Genomic DNA, 17,936 nt, shown 5'->3' with positions numbered 1-17,936 from the left:
GCCCTACTTGGGGATTCCCTCCGCCGAAAGCGGATGCGGACGCACGCAGTTGCACGCCACCACCTCGGCCGGCCCCCGCTCCGGGACCTCGAACGTCACCGTCACGCTCCACCGCACCGTCGTACGCCGCCACCGGCCCGGCTCCTCCCCGCCGCCCAGCAGCGCCTCCACGTCGGCGTGGGAGCCCCTGCCTCCGTGCTGGAACACCACCGAACGCCCCGTCCACCGGTCGGTCCGCGTGAACGCGCACGTCACCAGCGCCCTCCCGTCAGCAAGCCGCACCACCGGCAGCTCCGCACCGCCGCCCGTCACCTCGAAGGCCTGCTCCCGCACCACCCTCCCCCACCCCGAAGGGCCCGTGTTGAACGCGTCGACCAACCCACCCGTCAACGCACCCGGCACGAAGTCCGCGTTCTCCGGATCGCCCTCCGGCGCGGTGAAGCTCATCCAGCGCGCGTACCGCCCGCACACCTCCCGGTCCTCGCCGGCCCTCGGCGACAGCGCCGCCTCACCCCCCGCGCCCCGGGCGAACGTCGCGACCTCACGGGGCCGCACGTCGTAGCCATGGAGCGAGGGGGCGTTGTCGTCGAACACCCCCGACTTGCGGGGGGCGTCGTACACCCAGGACAGGACGGCCGCCTTCCACTCGACCCCCGCCGCCTCCTGGACGAAGTAGTGCACGGCGCGCGCCCGCTGGTTGTCGATGGGCGAATCCCCCCGGCTCAGCGCGACGAACGTACGCGGATACCCGGGCTGGTCCCGCTCCGCCGGAAGCAAGAACTCCGGCCGCCGGAACACCCCCGCCGGCCAGTCGGCCTTCCGCTTACGCCGCGCCTCGACCACGGCCAGGCTCTCCGCCAACAGCGGCCCGGTCTCCACCCGGCCGAAGCCGTCGGCGTCCAGCCCCTCGACGGCCGCCTTCCGCGCGGCGACGTACCGGTCGAAGACCTGCTGCGCCTGCCACTGCCCGATGACCGTCGCCACGGGCGCGACCGAAGGCCGCGCGGCAGCCGGGGCCTTGCCGTCCGCACCCCCGCCGGCGCACCCACCGGCCGCCAGCACGCAGCCCGCCACGAGCCCGGCCACCACCCCCCGAACCCTCCACGGACCAGCCACGACGACCCACTCCCCCACCCACCGAACGACCGGCACAGCGCATGAGAACACGCCACCGGCCACGCCTTGACGACGCCCAGGTCACGATCGGGCCATCCGCGACAGAACCTCTCCCGGGATGTCCCCCCACATCACGAACCACCCGAAACGCGAAAGGAGCGGAACCCGCCGCGGCCATGCGGGCAGCCCGGATCACAAGCACACCATCCGGGAAACCGAACATTCCGCCACACGTTCGAGTGACGGCTACCCAAAGGGACCGAGTCGAGCGAACTCGCGCCTACCGTCAGCGGAAACGAAACAACCCTCACCCGGGATGGCAGTCCCGAGTGAGGGCTTCACCCACAAGGAAGGAATCAGCTTCCTCATGGCCGACCAGGACACTAGCGCCTCGCACTTCATGGATCTCCGAATCCCCGAGTATGCCTACATGTTCGGCTTCCTCCAGGCCGACGGACACCTCGCCCGCGGGCACGGACAAAAGGGCAGGCTCACCGCCGAGATCAACGCTCGGGACATACACATTCTCCGCGAGTTTCAGCGCCTCACGCCCTACTACAGCTCCATCATCGAACGTACGAGGAGCACGAACTTCTCAGAGCTTCACCACTCGGCGACCTGGGCCGTCTGCTCTCTTGAGGCCAGGACCATCGTCAACGAACTCGGCATCCCCTACGGCAAGAAGTCCCTGAGCGTCAAACCGCCGCGCACCGACTTCTCCCGCCCCGATTACCTCCGCGGAATCATCGACGCGGACGGCTCCCTGGGCTGGACCGCCCAGGGCTTCCCCTTCCTCTCCCTGACATCCGCGAGCACCGCCCTCGCGGCCTACCTCTGCCACTACGGCAAGAAGATCACCGGGACGGAGCGCACCATCTCCCGGAACGCGCGGGATGGCGTCTACAACATCTGTTACTACAAGGAGACGGCACAGCAGTTGGCCGCGCACCTCTACTACGACGGTTGCCTCGCGCTCACCCACAAGAAGGCGAACGCCGACGGGATCCAGACATGGGTCAGGCCCGCCGGGATGCGGGTGGCCCCGACGCGACGTCCTTGGACGGCACAGGACGACCAGGTGCTCATCCGACTCGGTAACGCAGCCGCAGCGGCCACGGCCCTGGGCCGCACGGAGCAGAGCTGCACGATGCGTCTCTGGCGAATCCGTAGCGGCCGGGTCGTCGTCGCACCTCAGTAGGCGCGCTCCTGCGAGGGGGCGCCCCGGCGTGGCGCCTCCTCCCGTCAGCCCTTGATGCAGATGACCTGCTTCAGCTTCGCGACGACCTCGACCAGGTCGGTCTGCTGCTCGATGACCTGGTCGATCGACTTGTAGGCGGCCGGGATCTCGTCCACGACCCCGGAGTCCTTGCGGCACTCCACGCCCTGCGTCTGCTCCGCCAGGTCGCGCGCCGAGAACCGCTTCTTCGCCGCCGTACGGCTCATCCGGCGCCCCGCGCCGTGCGAGGCGGAGTTGAAAGACTTCTCGTTGCCGAGTCCCTTCACGATGTACGAGCCCGTGCCCATCGAGCCCGGGATGATCCCGTACTCACCGCTGCCGGCGCGGATGGCGCCCTTCCGCGTGACGAGCAGGTCCATGCCGTCGTACCGCTCCTCCGCCACGTAGTTGTGGTGGCAACTGATCTCCTGCCCGAAGGAGACCTTGGCCTTCCGGAACTCCTTCCGGATGACCTCCTTCGAGAGGCTCATCATCACGGCGCGGTTGTACTTCGCGTACTCCTGCGCCCAGAAGAGGTCGTCCCGGTAGGCGCGCATCTCCGGCGTCGCCGCGAGGAACACCGCGAGGTCCCGGTCGACCAGGCCCTGGTTGTGGGAGAGCCCACGGGCGACGTTGATGTGGAAGTCCGCCAACTCGTTGCCGATGTTCCGGGATCCGGAGTGCAGCATGATCCATACCGATCCGGATGTATCGATACAAAACTCCCAAAAGTGATTTCCTTGGCCCAGGCTCCCCATCTGGCGCCCCGCCCGCTCCCGGCGGAACTTCACCGCGTCCGCGACGTGGTCGAAGCGCTGCCACAGGTCCCCGAACCCCGCGTCGGTGAACCCGTACAGGCGTGCCGGGTCGACGGCCTCGCGGTGCATTCCGGCTCCCACCGGAATCACCTGCTCGATGCGCGACCGCAGCTTCGACAGGTCGCCCGGCAGGTCGTTCGCCGTCAGGGAGGTCTTCACCGCGGACATGCCGCAGCCGATGTCGACGCCCACCGCCGCCGGACAGACCGCGTCCTTCATGGCGATCACCGAACCGACCGTGGCGCCCTTGCCGTAGTGGACGTCCGGCATGACGGCCAGTCCCTTGATCCACGGGAGGCCGGCGGTGTTGTGGAGCTGGCGCATGGCGCTGTCCTCGACCGACGCCGGATCCGTCCACATGCGGATCGGGACTTTCCCTCCCGAAACCTCTACGTACGACATACGGCGTCAACCCCCCGGAAAACAAAGAAAAGTAGGAATACGCAAAAAGCCTCGCTCATCACCCCAAAACGGTCAGGGGACCGGCGCCGGCACCAGCGTGTGCGATAGACATTGTGTCCATCCGCGCCCAAGTCGCGGCAACGCATTTTCCCCAGGGAGCCAGGGAGCCAGTGGACGTGGAGCGCAAGACGGTACGTCGGCGGGTCCTGCCCGGCATCGCGATGCTCACCACCCTGGTCGCCGCCGTGACGGGCCTCAGCGGCTGCACCGACGGCAACGGCAGTGGTACGAGCGATCAGAAGAACGGCGGCAACACCGCCGCCCCCGCCCAGCCCGGCAAGTACCGCAGCCTGCCCCAACCCTGCAAGGCCGCCGACGGCAAGCCGCTCAAGGCGATGCTGCCGACCTCCGACTCCCTCACCCTCGAAGCGCGCGAGCGCCTCTACGAGGGGATCGCGGACGCCTCGTACGACGGCGACCGGCACGTCGGCTGCCGCTGGAACTCGCAGGTCCCCGAGGGGACCCTGCTGCTGTCGGTGAACTTCGAGCGGGTCGTCTCGTACGACCGCGTCACCACGAGCGACGACGACAAGGCCCACGAGGTCTACGTCAACCGGCTGACGGCGGCCCAGCTGCCGTTCCCCGGCCCGGCCACCACCCCGGGGGCGAGCCCCGGCACGCCCGGCACGCCCGGCACGAACCCCTCCGGGAGCCCGGCGCCCGGCGGGCCGCCCGCCCCGTCCGCCCCTTCCGCCACCCCGCCCGGCGCTCCCGCCGCGGCTCCCTCCACGACCCCTTCGACGGGGCCCGCCTCTCCTTCCGCTTCCTCCTCCGCATCCCCCTCCCCCAGCAACTCGCCGGAGCTCGGGTCCCGGGTCCTGGAGGGGCTCGGCAACGAGGCCTTCCTCGACGACAAGCTGAGCGCGGCCGGTGCGACCGCCGCCCAGGCGCGCACCGTACGGATCGTGTTCCGCACCTCGAACGTGATCGTCACCGTCGAGTACAGCGTGCAGCCGACCGGGCCCGGGACCGTGCCCCCGAGCACGGAAACGCAGGACAAGGCCCGCCTGTTGGCGGAGGCCCTGGTGGAACGATTCAACGAGTGACACCCCCGCCGCCCGGGGTTGCGCGCCGCCCGCGTGACGGCGCGCACAGCAGGCGGACGCCCGGTCGGGCTACCGTTGCACGGGTCCCGCGCCCGCAACGGGTCCGTAAGTAGACCCTCAACGTCTGAAGGAACCATGCACCGATCAGCCTCGCGCCTCACCCGCGTCCTCGCCTGCGCAGCCGTCCCGGTGATACTCACCGTCGCCGGGTGCTCCTCCGACTCGGGCAAGGACTCGGGCAAGGACTCCGGCAAGAAGTCCGAATCCACCGCGTCGTCCAAGCCGAGCGCGAAGGCGGCGCCCGTGCTGGAGAAGGTGGCGTTCGCGAAGCTGCCCGACCCCTGCAAGACCGTCGCGGCGAAGTCCATCGACTCGTTCGTCCCCGAGGCGAAGGAGAAGAACGGCACGGCGACCAAGTCGAACGACCTGGCGAACCGCGCCAGCTGCTCCTGGAACGGCCTCGACACCGACGGCCTGAAGGGCTCGCAGTACCGCTGGCTCTCCATCTCCCTCGTGCGCTACGACTCGCACGCCTCCCTGGGCAGCGGCAACAAGCGCGCCGAGGAGCAGTACAACAAGCAGATCGAGGCGTCGAAGACCACCGAGGGCGCCAACGACGTCAAGGTCGAGCAGGCCGGTGGGATCGGCGACCAGGCCTCGTCCGTCGCGTACTCGGTCAAGAAGGACGTCGACTTCTCGAACACGACCATCGTGACCCGCACCCAGAACGTCGTGATCACCATCGACTACAACGGTGCCGCCTATGAGGGCGCCGGCGCCCCGGACAAGAAGAAGCTGCTGGAGAACGCCATCACGGCGGCCAAGGAGAGCGTGACGTCCGTCGCCACCGCCAACCAGGAGGCGGCCCCTTCGCAGTCGCCGGGCGAGGGCTCACCGTCGGCTGCCCCCTCGGGTTCCGCTTCCGAGTCCGCATCGGCTCCGGCCCAGTAGCACGCCGCTGGGGGGACCTACGGGACCACTGACATCCAGTCACCCGTACGCTGTGCCTGCCGTAGCTCGAACAGGGGAGGGGATCGCGTGTGGCCGCGATGCAGCTGACACGTACGCACCGGATACTCATCGGCGTCGTGGTCGCCGGAGCCCTGGTCATCGCGGGCATCGGTTTCGCGGGTTCGTACTCCGCGGTACGTGCCCTGGCCTTGCAAAAGGGCTTCGGCAGCTTCTCGCTGGTGTTCCCGATCGGCATCGACGCGGGCATCTGCGTCCTGCTGGCGCTGGACCTGCTGCTGACCTGGATGCGGATCCCGTTCCCCCTGCTCCGCCAGACCGCCTGGCTGCTGACCGCGGCGACGATCGCGTTCAACGGCGCGGCGGCCTGGCCGGATCCGCTCGGTGTCGGCATGCACGCCGTGATCCCGATCCTGTTCGTGGTCACCGTCGAGGCCGCCCGGCACGCCGTGGGCCGGATCGCGGACATCACCGCCGACCGGCACATGGAGGGCGTGCGCATCACGCGCTGGCTGCTCTCCCCCATCCCCACGTTCAAGCTGTGGCGCCGGATGAAGCTGTGGGAGCTGCGTTCCTACGAGCAGGCCGTCACCATGGAGCAGGACCGACTGATCTACCAGGCGCGGCTCCAGGCCCGGTACGGGCGCTCCTGGCGCCGCAAGGCCCCGGTGGAGGCGCTGATGCCGCTGCGCCTGGCCCGGATCGGCGTCCCGCTGTCGCAGACGGCCCCGGAGGGGCTGGCCGCGGCGGGCATCGACCCGGTCCTGCTGCCCCCGGCGACGGCCGCCCAGGTCGGCCAGGTCGGCCAGACCTCCCCGAGCGTCCAGGTCGGTCAGGGCGGCCCGAGCGCCCCGGCCCTGCCGGCCGCCGCGGCTCAGGAGACGGCCGCGGTGCCGGAGGCGGCCGCCGCCGCCTCCGTACGGCTCGAACCGGAAGCGGCTGCCGGGCCCACGATCCCGCTCCAGAAGCAGGCCCCGGACCAGCCGCAGCCTCAGCCGGTGCCCCAGCCCCAGCCCGCGGTCCAGCCCGCGGTCCAGCCCCAGCCCGCCGCCACGCACGCCCCGCCGGCCTTCGCGGTGGACCCGACGGCCATGCCCGCCGCCCACAACAGCGCCTGGTTCGCCGGGCCCGTGGCGCCGGACCCGACGAAGTACAAGGGCGACTACAACGCCCAGTACGTCGAGGCCCCGGAACCGGCAGCCCCGCCGGCCCAGGCGACCCAGGCGGCCCAGGCGACCCAGCAGGCCCAGCAGGCCCCGGCAACCCAGGCGGCCCAGCCGACCCCGGCCGAGCAGTCGCCCGCCCCCGCGCCCCGCGACGAGGTGGTCGAGGAGCAGGACCAGGAGGAGTTCGAGGACGCCGCCTACGAGGCGTTCCACGCCCACGTGGAGGCGCACGGACGCCACCCGAGCGCGCATCAGGTGGACCAGGCCCTCACCGAGCGGTACGGGCCGATCCACCCGGACAGCGTCTCGATCATCGAGGCGATGATGCCGAGGTTGAAGCAGCACTACCAGCGCGCCCTGGAGAGCGACTTCCTGCCCTCCTGAGGCCGAGGCCACCCGCCGCGCTCCGCGCCGGCAGCACACGGGCCGCATGCGGAAGGGCCCGCACCCCGAGGGGTGCGGGCCCTTCCGCGTGTTGCGCGTACCGGATCAGACGGCCAGCAGCTCGCGCACCCGGTCCGCCCCCACCGCGAGGAGCAGCGTGGGCAGGCGCGGGCCGGTCTCGCGGGTCACGAGCAGCCGGTAGAGCAGCGCGAAGAAGGTGCGCTGCGCGACCTTGAGCTCCGGCGTCGGCTTGGCGTCGGGCTCCAGCCCGGCCATGACCTTCGGCACGCCGTAGACGAGCGTGGTCAGCCCGTCGAGGGACCAGTGCGTGTCGAGGCCGTCGACGAGCATCCGCAGCGACTGCCGGGCCTCCTCGTCCAGCGAGGACAGCAGCTCGGTGTCGGGCTCCTCGCGGACGAGGGTGCGCTGGTCGGCCGGGACCTGGGTGGTGATCCAGTTCTCGGCGCGGTCCAGGCGCGGCCGTACCTCGTCGAGCGAGGTGAGCGGCTGCTCCGGGTCCAGGTCGCTGAGGATGCGCAGGGTCTGCTCGTCGTGCCCGGCGGTGATGTCGACGACCGACGCGAGCGTGCGGTAGGCCATCGGCCGCGGGGTGCGGGGCAGCTCGTGCGAGGCGACGCGGACGGCGCGGGTGTGCGCGGCGGCGTCGGCCGGGAGCACGGAGCCGTCGGCGACCTTGCCCTCCAGCTTGTCCCACTCGTCGTACAGCCGCTGGATCTCCTGGTCGAAGGCGATCTTGAACGACTGGTTCGGCTTGCGGCGGGCGTAGAGCCAGCGCAGCAGCTGCGGCTCCATGATCTTCAGCGCGTCGGACGCGGTCGGGACGCCGCCCTTGCTGGAGGACATCTTCGCCATGCCGGAGATGCCGACGAACGCGTACATCGGGCCGATCGGCTGCTCGCCGTCGAAGATGTGCACGATCTGGCCGCCGACCTGGAACGACGAGCCGGGCGAGGAGTGGTCGACGCCCGAGGGCTCGAAGATCACGCCCTCGAAGGCCCAGCGCATCGGCCAGTCGACCTTCCAGACCAGCTTGCCGCGGTTGAACTCGCTGAGCTTGACCGTCTCGGTGAACCCGTCCTCGGCGCAGACGTAGGTCAGCTCGGTGGTCGCGTCGTCGTACGAGGTGACCTTCGTGAAGTCCTTGCCGCACTCGGCGCAGTACGGCTTGTACGGGAAGTACCCGCCCTCGCCGGCGCTGCCGTCGTCCTCGGCGGCCGCGCCGGAGCCCTCGGCGGCCTCCAGTTCGGCCTCGTCGACCTGCTTCTGCTGGGGCTTCTTGCCCGGCTTCTGCTTGGTGCGGTACTGGTCGAGGACGGCGTCGATGTCACCGCGGTGCTTCATCGCGTGCAGGATCTGCTCGCGGTACACGCCTGAGGTGTACTGCTCCGTCTGGCTGATCGGGTCGTACTCGACGCCGAGCTCGGCCAGCGCCTCGACCATGGCGGCCTTGAAGTGCTCGGCCCAGTTCGGGTGCGCGGAACCGGCCGGGGCGGGCACCGAGGTCAGCGGGCGGCCGATGTACTGCGCCCACGACTCGTCGATGCCGGGGATGCCGGCCGGAACCTTGCGGTAGCGGTCGTAGTCGTCCCAGGAGATCAGGTGCCGGACCTCGAAGCCCCGGCGGCGGACCTCGTCCGCGACCAGGTGCGGGGTCATGACCTCGCGGAGGTTGCCCAGGTGGATCGGGCCCGAGGGGGAGAGTCCGGACGCGACGACGACAGGTTTGCCGGGTGCTCGGCGCTCCGCCTCGGCGATGACCTCGTCCGCGAAACGGGAGACCCAGTCGGTCTCGGTGCTGCTCTGAGCCACGACACGTCCTTCTACTCGAATGCTGGCTTCAGCCATTCTCCCAGACGGAGGGGAGCGCTCCGGGGTTGCTTCCACCCTCTGATATCCCGCGAGGCCGACGGCCCCCGCGTGGGATACTCGGCACTTGTCGGAACACCCAAGTGCGTCCTCACGTGCAACCTCACAGGAACGGCAGCTCATGGCCTCGGTCCCTTCCCTCGCTTCTTCCGTCGATCAGCGCGTCGCGGACGCCCTTGCCTCCGCCCTGCCGGAGGCCGGTGCGACCGACCCGCTGCTGCGACGTAGCGACCGGGCCGACTTCCAGGCCAACGGGATCCTCGCGCTCGCGAAGAAGGCCAAGGCCAACCCGCGCGAGTTGGCGACGACCGTGGTCGAGGCCATCGCGACCGGTGACCTGATCCGTGAGATCGAGGTCTCCGGCCCCGGCTTCCTCAACATCACGATCACCGACCGGGCGATCATCGAGACCCTCGCGGCGCGCGCCGCGGACGACCGCCTCGGCGTCGCCCTCGCGGCGAACCCGGGCACGACGGTCATCGACTACGCCCAGCCGAACGTCGCGAAGGAGATGCACGTCGGCCACCTGCGTTCCGCCGTGATCGGCGCCGCGATGGTGGAGATCCTGGAGTTCACGGGCGAGACCGTGGTCCGTCGCCACCACATCGGCGACTGGGGCACCCAGTTCGGCATGCTGATCCAGTACCTGCTGGAGCACCCGCACGAGCTGGACCACAAGTCGGACGAGGAGGTCTCCGGCGAGGAGGCCATGTCCAACCTGAACCGGCTGTACAAGGCCTCGCGCGCCGTCTTCGACTCCGACGAGGACTTCAAGACCCGGGCCCGGGCCCGTGTGGTCGGCCTCCAGGCCGGCGACCCGGAGACGCTCGCCCTGTGGCAGCGGTTCGTGGACGAGTCGAAGATCTACTTCTACTCCGTCTTCAACAAGCTGGACATGGACATCCAGGACGAGGACGTCGTCGGCGAGTCCGGCTACAACGACATGCTGGTGGAGACCTGCAAGCTGCTGGAGGACTCGGGCGTCGCCGTCCGGTCCAACGGCGCGCTGTGCGTGTTCTTCGACGAGTACAAGGGCCAGGACGGCAACCCGACCCCGCTGATCGTCCAGAAGTCCGACGGTGGTTTCGGCTACGCGGCGACCGACCTGTCCGCGATCCGTGACCGCGTCGGCAACCTGAAGGCCTCGACGCTGCTGTACGTCGTCGACGCCCGTCAGTCCCTGCACTTCAAGATGGTCTTCGAGACGGCCCGCCGGGCCGGCTGGCTGAACGACGAGGTCAAGGCGGTCCAGCTGGCCTTCGGCACCGTCCTCGGCAAGGACGGCAAGCCGTTCAAGACCCGTGAGGGCGAGACCGTACGGCTCGTGGACCTGCTCGACGAGGCCGTGGAGCGGGCGACCACCGTGGTCCGCGACAAGGACGCGGAGCGCGGCCTGCTCAGCGAGGAGGAGATCGTCGAGAACGGTCTCCAGGTCGGGATCGGCGCGGTCAAGTACGCGGACCTGTCCACCTCCGCCGCGCGGGACTACAAGTTCGACCTGGACCAGATGGTCTCGCTGACCGGCGACACGTCCGTGTACCTCCAGTACGCGTACGCCCGCATCCGGTCCATCCTGCGCAACGCGGGCGACCGTTCGCCGGTGGCCCACCCTGAGCTGGAACTGGCCCCGGCGGAGCGGGCGCTGGGTCTGCACCTGGACGCGTTCGGGGCGCTCGTGGAGGAGGCGGCCGCGGAGTACGCGCCGCACAAGGTGGCCGCGTACCTGTACCAGTTGGCGTCGCTGTTCACGACGTTCTACACGGAGTGCCCGGTCGTGAAGCCGCAGCCGGAACTCGTCGTCGGTGAGAACCGGCTGTTCCTGTGCGAGCTGACCGCCCGCACCCTCAACAAGGGCATGTCCCTCCTCGGGATCCGCACCCCCGAGAAGCTGTGACCCCGGCCCGGCGCACGGCCGGGTGAGCGCGTACGGCCCCGGCACCCGCTGCCGGGGCCGTACGCATTTCTGATTTCCATATCTCCCCGCCGGCTCCTTCCGTCTCACTAACCTGGGCGCGTTCCAAGGGGTTCGGGGTGGGTCCGGGCAAGCGTTCGGAGCCCGGGGAGGAAAGAACATGCAGCTCAAGCGCATGGCCGTGGCGGCCGCCGCGGCGGTGGCGGGTCAAACACTGCTGATGGCGGCGCCCGCGATGGCCGAAGACCAACCATCGATGACCGTGCCGGACGCCTTGCCGGCGGAGGACGGGGTTCCGGCTCCGGCTCCGGCCCCGGCTCCGGAGAAGGCGGCGGAGGCCGTGGCCTCCGAGCCGGCGGCCGAGGCGCAGGCCCCCGCTCCGGTCCCGGCACCCGTACCGGTGTCCGTACCGGCGCCGGTGCCGGTGCCCGCGGCGGCGCAGCCGCAGGGCGCGGCAGGGGCCGATGCCCAGAACACCGCGGCCGAGACGTCGGCGCCGTCGGAGCCGTCGGCGCCGTCCGAAACGGCCGAGGAGACGTCGGACCGGATCCTGATGGGGCCCGAGGTCACCGTCCAGGGCATCCCGCAGGGCGGTTTCCCGGCCGACGGCAGTTGGACGCCGCTCACGGTGACCGTCGACAACTCGGGGCACGTGGCCGTGCCGGGGTACACGCCGGAGCTGGGCGTGGCGCAGGCCGCGGGGGCGTTCACGTCCGCCCACGTCAAGGTCGAGTACCGGACGGCCGACGGTGTCTGGCAGCCGGCCGCGCCCGTGGACGACCCGGACGCGGCGCCCGCCCTGGGCTACGCCCTGGGCACCTCGGCGTCGGTACCGGCCGGTCAGGTCCGCGCGATCGACGTACGGATCAGCTTCGCGGCGGACACCCCGGTCGTGCTGTTCGACCTGACGTCGGACGGGAAGAGCCGGGTCGGCAACTCCACCGGCACCTCCCCCACGTCCTCGTACCCGACCAGGATCACCGGCGCGACCGGCGGCGACGAGGACCCGGTCCTCGTCGCCGGCCCAGCGCTGACGGTGAGCGGCGTACCCGAGAGCGTGCGGGCGGGCGGCGACTGGACGAACCTCTCGGTGCGCGTGGACAACAGCGGGAAGGGCGCGCTGGCCGCGTTCAACCTGGGACTGGTCATGGCCCGGCCGGACTTCGTCGCCATGCAGGCCTCGCAGATCACGGTCGAGGTCCAACGCACCGGCACCGACGGCGCGGTGACCTGGCAGCCCGTCGAGGTCCTCGCCGAGGAGGGCGGCTTCTTCTACGCGGCCGGTCTCACCCAGGGCCCGATCGCCGCCGGCGAGACCTTCGACGTCCCGGTCCGCGTCCGCTTCGCCGCCGACACCCCGACCGGCTCGATGTCCTTCTTCTCCTGGGGCACCTCCCAGGTAGACGCGGAAACCCCACCCCCCTGGGCCGCCTCCCGCTCCCCCCGCCACCTGACCACCCTCCTGACACCGGCCCCCACCCCGGGCGACACGCCTGGCGGCACGCCTGGCGGGGACCCGGGCGGAACGCCGGGCGGCACCCCAGGCGGAACTCCCGGGGGCGACCCGGGCGGAACGCCGGGCGGAACTCCCGGGGGCGACCCCGGCGGCACGCCGGGCGGAACCCCGGGCGGAACTCCCGGGGGCGACCCCGGCGGGACCCCCGGCGGAGACCCCGGCGGCACGCCAGGTGGCACGCCCGGAGGCGACCCCGGCGGGACGCCCGGCGGAGAACCTGGCGGTACACCGGGAGGTGACCCGGGCGGCACGCCCGGCGGAACTCCTGGGGGCGACCCCGGCGGGACCCCCGGCGGGACGCCAGGGGGAACTCCCGGGGGCGACCCCGTCGGCACGCCGGGTGGGGGCCCCGGCGGCACGCCCGGTGGAAACCCGGGCGGCACACCGGGTGGGAACTCCGGCGGAAACCCGGGCGGTGCCCCCGGAGGGAACTCGGGTGGCACACCCGGAGGCAGCACCGGCAACGGGGGCGGCAGCGGCGGCGGCGCGGGGAACGTGCCGGTGCCCAACGGCGGCCTCCAGCCGATCGGCGACCAGCCGTCCGGTGAACTCGCCTCCACCGGCAGCGCCACCGGCTGGGCCCTCAACGGCGCCGGCCTCACCGTGGCCCTCGGAGCGGCGCTGGCGGCCGGTACGGGCCGCCACCGCCGCCGCACCACCTGACGACCCACCAGCACCCCGCCCCGACGGCGGCCCCCGAATACTCCGGCACCACCTGAGGGCCGCCGTCGAACACCCAGCACCACCCCACGTCCGCCGCCGGCACGGCACGGCACGGCACCACCGCCACCCGTACCACCTAACGGCCCACCAGCAACCGGCCCCGCCGGCGGCCTCCCACCCCAGTCCCGCTACCAAGCCCCCGCACCCTCCGCAGGCCCCCACCCCCGGCCAGGCCCAGCCGCAGCCGCAGGCCCCCGCCCCACCGCCGGCCAGGCGACGGTCACCCGTACGGCCCGGTTCGTCCCCCACCGGCCGGGTAGGGGACGGCCCGTCCTTCCCCCGGCGGGCGCCCGCCCGCCCCCGCACCACCCGGAGGCATCCGTGCCCGACATGAACGGCCCCTACAAGCCCGGCACTCCCTGTTGGATCGACCTGTTCGTCCCCGACCAGCAGGCGGCCCTCGACTTCTACTGCGACCTCTTCGGCTGGCAGGGCGAGATCGGCCCGGCCGAGCAGGGCGGGTACTCCGTCTGCACCCTCAAGGGCAAGCCCGTCGCCGGGATCATGAAGGCGTCGAACCCGGACGGCTCCGTCCCCGACCCGATGCCGCCGACCGTGTGGACGACGTACCTGTCCACCGACGCCATCGACTCCACCCTCAAGTCCGTCACCGACGCCGGCGGCACGGTCATGATGGGCCCGATGGGCGTCATGGACCTCGGACGGATGGCGGTCGTCGCCGACCCGACCGGCGCCGTCTTCGGCCTGTGGGAGCCCGGCACCTTCGACGGCGCGGGCATCGTCAACGAGCACGGCGCCCTCATCTGGAACGAGTTGACCACCGGCGACACCGCCGCCGCCTCCGCGTTCTACTCGTCGATCCTGCCCGTCACCACGGCCGCGTCCGAGATGCCCGGCACCGAGGGGTACACGGAGTTCAAGGTGGGCGGGCGCGCGGTCGCCGGGATGATGAACCTCGACAACCTGCCGCCCGGTACGCCGCCCAACTGGCTGCCGTACTTCCACGCCGACAGCGTCGACGAGATCCAGGCCGCCACCACCCGCGCCGGGGGCAACGTCCTCGCCCCGGCCTTCGACATGCCGGTGGGCCGCATGGCCGTCCTCACCGACCCGCAGGGCGGCCCGTTCGCGGTGATCACGGCGAACGCCCCGGAGCCGCCCGCCTGATCCCCACCCCACCACCCGCACTGTGACGGGGCCCACGGGAATGTTCCTCCCGAGGGCCCCCTCCCTTCCTGCATGCAGACCACGACGCTCACGTCCACAAAGCGCACACCCCCGACCCGCCTCCGCCTGGGCCGCGCGACGGCCGCCCTCCTCGCCGCCGACGGGCTGGCCCACCTGTACTGGGCCACCGGCGCGACGTGGCCCGCGGCCGACGAACGGGCCCTGTCCCTCGCCGTGCTCGGCCTGGAGACCTCCTTCGCCCCGCGCGTCGTCCTGCCGCTGGCCGCCGTGACCCTGATCGGCGCCGCGGCCGTCCTCGCCCGCGCGCACGACCGGGGCGGGCGCGTCGCGCGCGCCGTCACGGCCGCGGTCGCCGCCGGGCTCGCCGTACGCGGCCTCGCGGGCCTGGGCTGGGCCGTCGGGCTCCTCGACTCCCCGCCCGACGGGCCGTTCCGCGTCCTCAACCTGGCCCTGTACACGCCCGTCTGCCTGGCCTTCGCCTGGGCGGCGGCCCGACTCGTACGGGCACCCCGGCGTACCGGCACCCCGGCGCCCGGGCGTCCCCGCCCGGGGCGGCCCGCCTAAGGAGCGGAGCGCTCGCTGATCAGTGCGGCCAGGCCGTCCAGTACGCGGCCGAGGCCGAAGGCGAACTGGAAGTCCGGGTCGTCGGAGCCCGTGAACGCGTCGGACTCCAGCAGCCGGGTCACCGCCGGATGGGTGTCCGGGCCGGTCATCAGGCGCAGTGTGCGGAGGTAGCGGGCCATCACCTGGTCGGGGGCGACCCCGGACTTCACGATGGCGTCCATCATGTCGGCGGCCATGGTGGCCTCGTTGCGCACCAGGCCGCCGATCAGGATGATCGCCGAGATCTTCTCGCCCTCGTGGAGTCCGGTGTCGGCCAGGGCCGCGAGCCCGCGTTCCATCCAAGCCAGCTGGTTGGGGCTGACGGGGGCTCCGGTGAGCGGGATGCGCAGGATCCAGGGGTTGGCCATCAGGACGGCGCGCTGCGCGTACGCCCACCGCGACACGAGCTCCCGCCAGCCCGCGCCGGGTTCGCCGGCGGGTTCGGGCGGGGCGCCGACGCCGGCGTCCGACATGAGGATGTAGAGCTCCTCCTTGGCCGTGACGTACCGGTACAGGGACATCGTGGAGACGCCGAGCTCCTTGGCGACCCGGCCCATGGAGACGGCGTCGGTGCCCTCGCTCGCGGCGAGCGCGACGGCCGCGTCCACGATCTTCGTGAGGGTGAGGGTGGGTCTGGGGCCCTTGGCGGGGCGTTCGCGCAGGCCCCAGGCCACTTCCAGGCTCGCCGGAAGCCCGGTGTCCCGTGCCGGATCGTCCGCCGGTTCGCGCGTCATGTCACCCACCCTCCCTCCTCGATCGTTGACCCACATCCTAGTTCTGTGTATTACTTACACAGAAGCGCGTAACCCATACGCAGAAGCCCAGCAGAAGGGAGCGCGGTCCTCGATGACCACGACCGCCCTCGGCATCCACGCCACCGCCCTCGCCAAGTCCTACGGCCCGCTCCGCGTCCTCGACGGCATCGACCTCGCCGTCCCGCGCGGCAGCGTCCTGGCCCTCCTCGGCCCCAACGGCGCCGGCAAGACCACCACCGTGCGCCTCCTCGCCACCCTCGCCGTCCCCGACTCGGGCACCGCCCGCGTCGCCGGGTACGACGTCACCGCCGAACGGGCCCGGGTCCGCGAACGCATCAGCCTCGCGGGCCAGTTCGCCGCCGTCGACGAGCTCCGGACCGGCGCCGAGACCCTGCGCATGATGGGCCGCCTCAGCGGCCTGAGCGCCCCCCGCGCCCAGGCGCGGGCCGCCGAACTCCTGGACCGCTTCGGACTCGCCGAGGCCGCCGGACGCACCGCGAAGACGTACTCGGGCGGCATGCGCCGCCGCCTCGACCTCGCCGCGAGCCTCGTCGCGCGCCCCGAGGTGCTCTTCCTCGACGAACCGACCAACGGCCTGGACCCGCGCAGCCGGCAGGACCTCTGGGACCTCGTACGCGAACTGCGCACCGACGGCACGACCGTGCTGCTCACCACCCAGTACCTGGAGGAGGCCGACCGGCTCGCCGACCGCGTCGCGCTGCTCGCCGACGGGCGGATCGCGGCCGAGGGCACCCCGGCGGAACTCAAGTCCCGCGTCGCCGGACACCGCCTCGACCTCACCCTCGCCGACCGGACCGCCTACGACGCGCTGGCGCCGCGCGCGGTGCACCTCGTACCGGACGAACTCACCCTCGGCCTGCCCACCGACGGCACCGCCGCCCACGTCCGGGCCCTGCTCGACGAGATCGACCCCGACCGCACCGACATCGCCCGCTTCGCACTCCGCACGGCCACCCTCGACGATGTGTTCCTCACCCTGACGGGAGCAGCTCCATGACGACCCCCGCCGCCTTCGCCCTGGCCGGCCGCAGCCTGCGCATCAGCAGCAGGCAGCCGGACGCCCTGGTCACCGCCCTGATGCTGCCCGTCATGCTGATGTTGATCTTCGTCTACTTCTTCGGCGGCGCGATCGACACCGGCACCGCCTACGTCACTTACGTGGTCCCCGGCGCCATGCTGCTCTGCGCGGGATTCGGCGCGGCGAGCACCGCCGTCGCCGTCGCCGACGACATGAGGAACGGCGTCGTCGACCGCTTCCGCTCCCTGGACGTCGGCGGCGTGCCGATACTCGCCGGACACGTCGCGGCCTCCGTGGCCCGCAACCTGATCTCCACGACCCTCGTCCTCGCCGTGGCCCTCGCCATCGGCTTCCGGCCTCAGGCCGGCCCCCTCGCCTTCCTCGCGGCGGCCGGACTGCTGCTCGCGTACATCACGGCGATCTCCTGGCTCGCGGCCGCGCTCGGCCTGCTGGCCAAAACCCCCGAGGCGGCCGGCGGCTTCACCTTCCTGATGATGTTCCTGCCCTACCCCTCCAGCGCCTTCGTCCCCATCGACACGATGCCCGGCTGGCTCCACGGCTTCGCCGACCACCAGCCCCTCACACCGGTGATCGAATCCCTGCGCGCCCTCCTGCTGGACCAGCCCGCCGGCAACTCCCCCTGGGTGGCGCTGATCTGGTGCGCCGGGATCCTGACCGTGTCCGTCGTCCTGTCGGCGGCCCTGTTCGAACGCCGCACCCGCTGACCCGCGCGGACGGGCCCCTGCCGGGCCCCGAGGTCCGGCAGGGGCCCGTCGGACCCGGTTCGTTCGTACGCGGACGCGGCTACAGCGGATAGGAGGGCCTACCCGTGGCCTCGTCGATCTCGGTGTGCGCCTTCTGCAGCATCTGGGACGCGAGATCCATGAGCGCCCGCGCGCCCGCGATCTCCTCGCCGACCCGAAGCTGTTCCGGGTCGGACGGGTGGCGCATGGCATAGCCGCGCGCCCTCATCTCGGTGCCGTCAGCGAGCCGGAGCATAGCCGCCGCGCCCGTGCGGTGGCCCTCCTCGGAGAACTCCAGCTCGACATGCCATCCGACGAGCGTGGGCATCGCGGACCACCTCCAGAGTCGGCCTCTCCCTCCAGGGTGCGCCCACCCGCACCGCCCCGCAACGACACGCGAAAGGCCCCCGGACCGGATCCGGGGGCCTCCCG

15 protein-coding genes are annotated in these 17,936 nt (G+C 71.8%); 10 read left to right on the top strand and 5 right to left on the bottom strand.

The genetic code is table 11. The annotated features are described in order from the left end of the window. Positions 1 to 3 precede the first annotated feature (3 nt). A complete protein-coding gene (locus NOD94_RS13540) occupies positions 4 to 1,116 on the bottom strand; it encodes a hypothetical protein (protein ID WP_281206129.1) in 1,113 nt (370 codons plus the stop codon). 367 nt (positions 1,117 to 1,483) lie between these two features. Between NOD94_RS13540 and NOD94_RS13535 the strand changes: the two genes are divergently transcribed. Continuing rightward, a complete protein-coding gene (locus tag NOD94_RS13535; protein ID WP_281206165.1) occupies positions 1,484 to 2,314 on the top strand; it encodes a hypothetical protein in 831 nt (276 codons plus the stop codon). Between the two features lie 44 nt (positions 2,315 to 2,358). Here NOD94_RS13535 and NOD94_RS13530 read toward each other — a convergent pair whose 3' ends face one another. Next, on the bottom strand, positions 2,359 to 3,552 hold the full coding sequence (locus tag NOD94_RS13530) for an RtcB family protein (RefSeq protein WP_281206128.1): 1,194 nt from the start codon (positions 3,550 to 3,552) through the stop codon (positions 2,359 to 2,361). Positions 3,553 to 3,728: 176 nt separating this feature from the next. Between NOD94_RS13530 and NOD94_RS13525 the strand changes: the two genes are divergently transcribed. The 3 genes from NOD94_RS13525 to NOD94_RS13515 all read left to right on the top strand — a co-directional run bounded on the left by NOD94_RS13525 (position 3,729) and on the right by NOD94_RS13515 (position 7,177). Continuing rightward, on the top strand, positions 3,729 to 4,658 hold the full coding sequence (locus NOD94_RS13525) for a DUF3558 domain-containing protein (protein ID WP_281206127.1): 930 nt from the start codon (positions 3,729 to 3,731) through the stop codon (positions 4,656 to 4,658). 135 nt (positions 4,659 to 4,793) lie between these two features. Next, positions 4,794 to 5,609 (top strand): DUF3558 family protein, encoded by an 816-nt coding sequence (locus tag NOD94_RS13520; RefSeq protein ID WP_281206126.1) that lies wholly within the window; start codon positions 4,794 to 4,796, stop codon positions 5,607 to 5,609. A gap of 89 nt (positions 5,610 to 5,698) precedes the next feature. Continuing rightward, positions 5,699 to 7,177, top strand: a complete 1,479-nt coding sequence (locus NOD94_RS13515) for a DUF2637 domain-containing protein (RefSeq protein WP_281206125.1) — start codon at positions 5,699 to 5,701, stop codon at positions 7,175 to 7,177. Positions 7,178 to 7,282: 105 nt separating this feature from the next. Here NOD94_RS13515 and lysS read toward each other — a convergent pair whose 3' ends face one another. After that, a complete protein-coding gene (gene lysS / locus NOD94_RS13510; protein WP_281206124.1) occupies positions 7,283 to 9,043 on the bottom strand; it encodes a lysine--tRNA ligase in 1,761 nt (586 codons plus the stop codon). Between the two features lie 142 nt (positions 9,044 to 9,185). Between lysS and argS the strand changes: the two genes are divergently transcribed. The 4 genes from argS to NOD94_RS13490 all read left to right on the top strand — a co-directional run bounded on the left by argS (position 9,186) and on the right by NOD94_RS13490 (position 14,928). Next, complete coding sequence (gene argS / locus NOD94_RS13505; RefSeq protein ID WP_281206123.1) at positions 9,186 to 10,958, top strand: arginine--tRNA ligase; 1,773 nt, start codon at positions 9,186 to 9,188, stop codon at positions 10,956 to 10,958. 178 nt (positions 10,959 to 11,136) lie between these two features. After that, entirely contained in the window at positions 11,137 to 13,155 is a 2,019-nt protein-coding gene (locus tag NOD94_RS13500) for a hypothetical protein (RefSeq protein ID WP_281206122.1), read from the top strand. Positions 13,156 to 13,545: 390 nt separating this feature from the next. Continuing rightward, complete coding sequence (locus NOD94_RS13495; RefSeq protein WP_281206164.1) at positions 13,546 to 14,343, top strand: VOC family protein; 798 nt, start codon at positions 13,546 to 13,548, stop codon at positions 14,341 to 14,343. Positions 14,344 to 14,415: 72 nt separating this feature from the next. Next, positions 14,416 to 14,928 (top strand): DUF3995 domain-containing protein, encoded by a 513-nt coding sequence (locus NOD94_RS13490; RefSeq protein WP_281206121.1) that lies wholly within the window; start codon positions 14,416 to 14,418, stop codon positions 14,926 to 14,928. Here NOD94_RS13490 and NOD94_RS13485 read toward each other — a convergent pair. Further along, positions 14,925 to 15,701: a TetR/AcrR family transcriptional regulator gene (locus NOD94_RS13485; RefSeq protein ID WP_281206163.1), complete on the bottom strand. Its 777-nt coding sequence runs from the start codon at positions 15,699 to 15,701 to the stop codon at positions 14,925 to 14,927. The two genes, NOD94_RS13490 and NOD94_RS13485, sit on opposite strands and share 4 nt — an antisense overlap. A gap of 112 nt (positions 15,702 to 15,813) precedes the next feature. Here NOD94_RS13485 and NOD94_RS13480 point away from each other — a divergent pair, with 112 nt between their 5' ends. Both NOD94_RS13480 and NOD94_RS13475 read left to right on the top strand, forming a co-directional pair. After that, positions 15,814 to 16,740: an ATP-binding cassette domain-containing protein gene (locus NOD94_RS13480; RefSeq protein ID WP_281206120.1), complete on the top strand. Its 927-nt coding sequence runs from the start codon at positions 15,814 to 15,816 to the stop codon at positions 16,738 to 16,740. Next, on the top strand, positions 16,737 to 17,486 hold the full coding sequence (locus tag NOD94_RS13475) for an ABC transporter permease (RefSeq protein ID WP_281206119.1): 750 nt from the start codon (positions 16,737 to 16,739) through the stop codon (positions 17,484 to 17,486). The genes NOD94_RS13480 and NOD94_RS13475 overlap by 4 nt, the downstream gene beginning before the upstream one ends. A gap of 79 nt (positions 17,487 to 17,565) precedes the next feature. On the opposite strand, the gene NOD94_RS13470 is transcribed toward NOD94_RS13475, so the two are convergent. Then, a complete protein-coding gene (locus NOD94_RS13470; RefSeq protein WP_281206118.1) occupies positions 17,566 to 17,832 on the bottom strand; it encodes a DUF1876 domain-containing protein in 267 nt (88 codons plus the stop codon). Positions 17,833 to 17,936: the final 104 nt, after the last annotated feature.

It is taken from the genome of Streptomyces sp. Isolate_45, assembly GCF_024721315.2.
GTDB lineage: Bacteria > Actinomycetota > Actinomycetes > Streptomycetales > Streptomycetaceae > Streptomyces.
The sequence above is the reverse complement of the archived record's forward strand: the minus strand, read 5'-3'. Positions and strand labels throughout refer to the sequence as shown.

Bases quoted from the DNA above. Each gene is read 5' to 3' on its own strand.
- NOD94_RS13480 (WP_281206120.1), top strand. From the start codon at position 15,814: ATGACCACGACCGCCCTCGGCATCCACGCCACCGCCCTCGCCAAGTCC.
- NOD94_RS13500 (WP_281206122.1), top strand. From the start codon at position 11,137: ATGCAGCTCAAGCGCATGGCCGTGGCGGCCGCCGCGGCGGTGGCGGGT.
- NOD94_RS13495 (WP_281206164.1), top strand. From the start codon at position 13,546: ATGAACGGCCCCTACAAGCCCGGCACTCCCTGTTGGATCGACCTGTTC.
- NOD94_RS13530 (WP_281206128.1), bottom strand. From the start codon at position 3,552: ATGTCGTACGTAGAGGTTTCGGGAGGGAAAGTCCCGATCCGCATGTGG.
- lysS (WP_281206124.1), bottom strand. From the start codon at position 9,043: ATGGCTGAAGCCAGCATTCGAGTAGAAGGACGTGTCGTGGCTCAGAGC.
- NOD94_RS13490 (WP_281206121.1), top strand. From the start codon at position 14,416: ATGCAGACCACGACGCTCACGTCCACAAAGCGCACACCCCCGACCCGC.
- NOD94_RS13520 (WP_281206126.1), top strand. From the start codon at position 4,794: ATGCACCGATCAGCCTCGCGCCTCACCCGCGTCCTCGCCTGCGCAGCC.
- NOD94_RS13475 (WP_281206119.1), top strand. From the start codon at position 16,737: ATGACGACCCCCGCCGCCTTCGCCCTGGCCGGCCGCAGCCTGCGCATC.
- argS (WP_281206123.1), top strand. From the start codon at position 9,186: ATGGCCTCGGTCCCTTCCCTCGCTTCTTCCGTCGATCAGCGCGTCGCG.
- NOD94_RS13535 (WP_281206165.1), top strand. From the start codon at position 1,484: ATGGCCGACCAGGACACTAGCGCCTCGCACTTCATGGATCTCCGAATC.
- NOD94_RS13470 (WP_281206118.1), bottom strand. From the start codon at position 17,832: ATGCCCACGCTCGTCGGATGGCATGTCGAGCTGGAGTTCTCCGAGGAG.
- NOD94_RS13485 (WP_281206163.1), bottom strand. From the start codon at position 15,701: ATGACGCGCGAACCGGCGGACGATCCGGCACGGGACACCGGGCTTCCG.